The sequence below is a fragment of the Mesorhizobium sp. M0276 genome, assembly GCF_040321755.1.
GTDB lineage: Bacteria > Pseudomonadota > Alphaproteobacteria > Rhizobiales > Rhizobiaceae > Mesorhizobium.
Window position 1 is genome coordinate 1 of record NZ_JAMYSC010000124.1, and the last position, 5,517, is coordinate 5,517.

The following is a 5,517-nucleotide window of genomic DNA, read 5'->3' on the forward strand; positions in this document are numbered from 1 at the left end:
CATGCAGTAATTTTGAACCGGGGCGAGAGTGCGCGGCTTGTCACCGACCAACCGCACTCATACGCGGCGGCATCTGATGTGCCCGTCCACTTCTCGATGGCGGTTCTTGAGCGTGGTGGACGGCGAGGTCCGGGCCCCTCGTCGACGGCAACGAAGATGCCTGGGCCCGCTCCGTAATTTTCTTCGATCACCAACAAACGCCCACTCACGACAGGAGAAATACCGTTGTACGTTCCGCCCCATTTTGCCGTACACGATCAGAACGCCCAGTTTGACCTTATCGAGAGACACCCGCTCGGCATCCTGGTCACCCAAAGCAAAGGCATCCTCGACGCGAACCACGTCCCCTTTGAGCTCGACCGCTCGAAGGGAGACAAGGGCGTCCTCAATTGTCATGTTGCCCGCAAGAACCCAGTCTGGGAGGAAGTCGCCAATGGCGATGAGGTTCTCGTAATCTTCCGTGCGGCCGACGCTTACATCTCGCCGAACTGGTATCCGAGCAAGCATGAATTCCACAAGCAGGTGCCGACGTGGAACTATCTCGTCGTCCATGCCCACGGACGCATCACTGTCCGGGATGATGAGCGGTATGTGCGCCGCAACGTGGCGAAGCTCACTCACATGCAAGAAACCTCGCAGCCGGTCCCATGGAAGATGGGCGACGCGCCGAAGGACTTCATCGACACGATGGTCAAGGCAATCGTCGCCCTGGAGATCGAGATCACCGGCCTGGTTGGAAAATCAAAACTCAGCCAGAACAAAGAGGTGCGCGACATTCAGAACCCTGGTGAAATGCTGCGTGCCCAAGGGACCATTGCGATGGGAGAAGCGATGCTCGCGGCTGCGGCGGCCAAATCCCAATAGCATGTGTCTTGTCCCGACAAAGCCGCTGGTGACGGCTTCCGACGGGTCACCTAGCCCGCCTTGACGCACGGCAATAGCTTTTGACGGCCTGAAGCGACGCTGTGGTCACCGTTGTGATACTTTTCCACGCGCCTGGTCAGGCGGCAGGATTGCTCCGTCGTGACCGACGGGTTCGTTTCAGGCGCCTGCGCCCCCTCGTATGTCGGCGACCAGCCGCGCAGCGGTTTTGAATGAGGCGCAATCGCACGCGTTTCGAAGCCACGTACCTTGGGCGGCAAGCTCGACCATGCGCTCGACGCAGCTCCAAGTGCGGCGCCGTCAACGATCTCCTTGAACCTGCGGAACTTGCCCGAAAGCACTTCTCTTACGGGAGATGATTGGCTTTGTCGCCGAACCGACTGATGGAGATGGTGGCGGCGCCGCCGTAGCGATCAGACCCGCCTTGCAGCGCAATGGCTACCCGGGCGCGACTGGGAGATGCGGGCGGGACTGTGGAGCTGCGGAGACGGAGCGGATCGGCACGGAGCCGTGACCGCTTGCGATCTGGCTCTGGAACGAGTTAAGGAAGCGCGGACTTCCGATCGTGTCAAGCGCCGCCCTCTCGATGATGCCGAACAAATCGGGCCGCCACGAGCGGGGATGGTTTAAGCAGGTTCGCACCAAGAGCCACGGCACCTGTGTCGTGCGGGTGCTGCTGTCGGCACGCGACCTTCTCGTCAGCCTAGTAGGCAAAATCGAGAACAGATGCCTGGGCTTCCTAAGGCCTTCGGCGTCATATTCGGCAAGAAGATCGATGCCCAGGTGATCCTACACATGCTCAGGATCCAGGCGACGCAGGTCTACCATGATCCGCTGCGAGCCGGCATCAACGACGTGCAGGAACTGTCGAAGACACATGAAGCGATCGCCAGGGCCAAGACCGAGATCCAGCACCGCATCCTGACACACTACCTGCCGCCGTATTTTCCCGAGATCGATCGCTTCCGGGGGAACAGCCGCAGCGATTGATTCTTTGCCTTCCTCCATGCCTTTCCGACCCCAGCAAGCATCACGGCGCTGACGAAGGAGGAGTTTGTGGCAGCAGCTTGGGATGTCGTCGGCCGCAAAGTCAGCAAGACACATATTCTGATGGATATTTTCGAGACGGCGCGCCCATCGATCGGATTGCCGCTGCACTTGATGCGCCTGCCATTCGCATGTTCCGGATGGTCATTGACGAAGCACGCAGCCTGATCCGGCAACGCAATGAGATCGAAGCACAGGCCGACGATCTGCTGCGGCACAGCCAGGATTATCAGCTCCTGCGACAAATCCCGGGCATCGGACCGATCAAGGCATTGACCGTCATTGCCGAAGCCGGCGATCTTCGCCGCTTAGGTGATCATCGCCAGTTTCTAAAGTTCTGCGGGCTGGACCTCTCGACACAGAAGTCCGGTCAATATCGAGGCCAGACCCGCCTTTCCAACCCAGTCTCCCCGGTTCGGTCCGAATGGACAACCTCCCGAAAACTCACGGCAAGCACACGACCCATTCAATAGCATTCCTAAGCATACTGACCAGGGCGACCTCGACCCCCCTAATCACAGCGGTGAGCTCGCAGGCGGGGTCGATGAAGGCCGAGCTTGAGCGGCATCTCTATCACATTGATAGCCTATTAGGCTGGTCCGGCGTTTGATCGGACCCATGATCCATCCGAGCAGCTTGTGAGGGATGCAGCCGAACCAGGCGCTGCTCCCACAGTCTTCGCAGGTCCTCCATCAGAGCTTCATGCTCAGCCTGATCCGGCGCAATTATATTGAGGTGATCGCTTAACACGGCTTCGCCCTCAATCCGCATCAGCAGATTAAACAGGTCGTTTGAAATTCGCACACTGTCAATGCTGAAGTGGTTCGGAATAATCTCGCAGACAGTCTCCTGATGATCTCGCGCTGTGTAAGCACGGGTTTGATGGAGGGAGACTGAGGGAGGCAATGAAATCGCAAGCGCAGTCCAATCCTGCAGCGTTGCAGCCCGTTTTTTTACCAGGAAGGGCCCGACCACAAGTCCATCCAGCTCTGTCGTCAAAAATGTGGCAATCGCGTCTGCAACCGTATCCACGATCGGTTCAGCATTGTTGTTAAAGGACGTATTGAGCAGAATTGGAGTGCCTGTCCGCTTCTTGAACGCATTGATGACCTCCCAGTAAGCGGGGTTGGCATCGCGCGATACTGTTTGCAGCCGAGCCGTACCGTCGACGTGCGTAATGGCACCCAACAAGGCGCGCTTTGAGTCACGCACGCGAACGACGAAATTCATGAAAGGAAATTCGTGCTTACCGTCCGGGAGGTCGAAAAATTCGCTCGCATCCTCTTCCAGCACAGATGGTGCGAAAGGCCTATAGCCTTCGCGCTTCTTGACCATGGCATTGATCCGGTCCTTGTTTGCAGCGGGCCGAGGGTCGGCAAGAATGCTGCGGTTGCCCAGCGCACGTGGCCCAAACTCCGAACGACCCTGCACCCAGCCGATCACGGCGCCGTTGGCGATCCAGTCGGCTGCACTGCTCGCTACGTCGTCAGAGCGTTCAACCTCGAGATGTCCGGCCCATGCATTCAGTTCCTGTTCCACGGCGCGGTCGCTCCCGAGATCAGGACCCCAATAGACCTCCTGCAGTCGCTCACGCGGCGCGGGGCGGCCCATCTCGTTAGAGACTATCAGCGCAGCTCCCAATGCGCAGCCAGCGTCGTGAGACGCGGGTTGCACGAAGATGTCTTCGAAAAGCCCTGAATACAGCAGCTTGCCGTTCATCGTGCAGTTGTGGGCTACCCCTCCCGCCAGACACAACCGCTTCATGCCGGTGGCCTCACGGTGGTGCCGGAGAATGTGGAACACGATCCGCTCAAGCGCTTCCTGCAGTGACGCACTCACATCTCGATGCTGCTGGGTGAAAGGCATTCCCTTTCGCCTGATCTCGATGTTGCGGAGCAACGCCGGACCGATGCGGTCGAGGTGAACACGGTAGCCACCGTTGGCGGAGAGCTCGTAGAACTGCTCGAAGAGCTCGCGATAGGGAGCGGGGTCGCCATAGGGCGCGAGTCCCATTACCTTATACTCGTCGAACAGGCCGTAGCCGAGACAGCGGATCGTCTCGAGATAAAACAGCCCAAGAGAATTTTCCTCCGGGAAAGCCTCGATTTGCGTAATTTCTGTGCCAGACCCTACCGCCACAAGGCCCGACAGGAAATCACCACAGCCATCAATCGCTAGAATGAGACTTTGTTCGAAGCCCGACATTGCAAAGGCGCTCACGGCGTGCGCCTGATGATGACCTACGAATGAAATACGTGAACTGTCCAACTTAGTGTCGAACTCACGCGCTAACAGGTTCTGCACCAACATTTTAGCATCCAACGGAATGGAGAGAATGTCCGGTTGGGAAGCGGACATACCTTCAAGCATGGCGTTGGCGTAGGTCTCGCTGGCGTAGACCGCGACACGATCAATGTCGCTGAGCTGAACCCCGGCCGTCGAAAGACAGTATTGAATCGAACCACTTGGCAGCTTGTTCGAGTGCTTAATTCGATTGAGGCGTTCCTCTTCTACGGCGGCTATCACCTTTCCGTCTCGGACGAGCACCGCGGCGCCATCGTGCATAAAGGCGTTCGGACGCTCGAATCGGTTTTCATGGACTTGGTCAAGTCCGCCGCTGATTCCTAGACACAGCATTTCTTTCTCCAAATAGTAACGGGGAAGCCAAATTGGCCTACCTCGACTGTTTCCAACTAAATAGGCCGTGTTGTCGCCTGCAGCTGCGACCGCCCGTTCATCCAATCCTGAGCGGCTGCTGACATGTATCCGGCGCTGTCGTTTTCATCGGCAGAACCAACTTGCGATGCCGCCTGTTCGTGGGAAGGGCGGCCGTCGACGAATAACAGTACCGCCCCCGTGAACTGGCCCGATTTCATTCTCCGAAGCGACCATGGTCGCACCGCCCGACATTGTCGGCCAGTTGCAACTCACTTTCTCGGTACGACCTCCACTGCACGTCAGGGCGCATCGAAGATTTTCTCCTTTGGATTATTCCTAAGGCAGCTTTCGTCACGCCATAGAGCAGCGTGTGATTGGTGCGTGAGGCTCTTTTTTGTCCATGCACGATTCCGGAAGAGTGATGAAATCGATTGTTTTGATCAAAGTCATCCACGCTATGAATAGTAGCCGCAGCACATGCGTTTCAAAGCGCTTCAGGCTTCCCGGATGACTACTCCGATGTGAAGCGCATGGCATTCCAAGCGCTCTGTCAACTAAACGATGAGTATCGGCGTCGACCCTCATTGCCTTCGTCTTCGCGACTCCGTGACAGCGGCTGGCATTGTGTTTGTAGGCATCGGGCGAAGATCATGTCGATCGGCCATCTCGCCTGCCTATCGGCAAACCCTTGAACAATGATCCACGCACCAGCGCGATTGTGATCACGAGCGCCTCTGAGCTCGGGAGGTTCGGTTTTCTGAGGGTTCCTGGGTCTCCGAAGCGATGGAGGTAGCTAGCCTTCCTGGTGCTATACGGTTGTGCTCTTCATGGAGTGGACGCATTTGCGGATAGTGTGCTGAAGGTTCTGCAAAAAGTTTTGGAGAGAGAACGGCGCTTGCTCTGAGGGGCGAGCGGCCATGGCACGGTGGT

At 57.6% G+C, this 5,517-nt stretch carries 2 protein-coding genes and 1 pseudogene; 2 read left to right on the plus strand and 1 reads right to left on the minus strand.

The window, feature by feature from the left end; genetic code table 11:
* Window positions 1-225: 225 nt before the first annotated feature.
* Entirely contained in the window at window positions 226-864 is a 639-nt protein-coding gene (locus NKJ01_RS35855) for an FMN-binding negative transcriptional regulator (RefSeq protein ID WP_352735291.1), read from the plus strand.
* A 792-nt stretch (window positions 865-1,656) separates the two neighbouring features.
* Window positions 1,657-2,327: pseudogene (locus NKJ01_RS35860) on the plus strand (transposase); the annotation flags it as partial.
* A gap of 175 nt (window positions 2,328-2,502) precedes the next feature.
* Here NKJ01_RS35860 and NKJ01_RS35865 read toward each other — a convergent pair.
* On the minus strand, window positions 2,503-4,566 hold the full coding sequence (locus NKJ01_RS35865) for a carbamoyltransferase family protein (RefSeq protein ID WP_352735293.1): 2,064 nt from the start codon (window positions 4,564-4,566) through the stop codon (window positions 2,503-2,505).
* Window positions 4,567-5,517 lie beyond the last annotated feature (951 nt).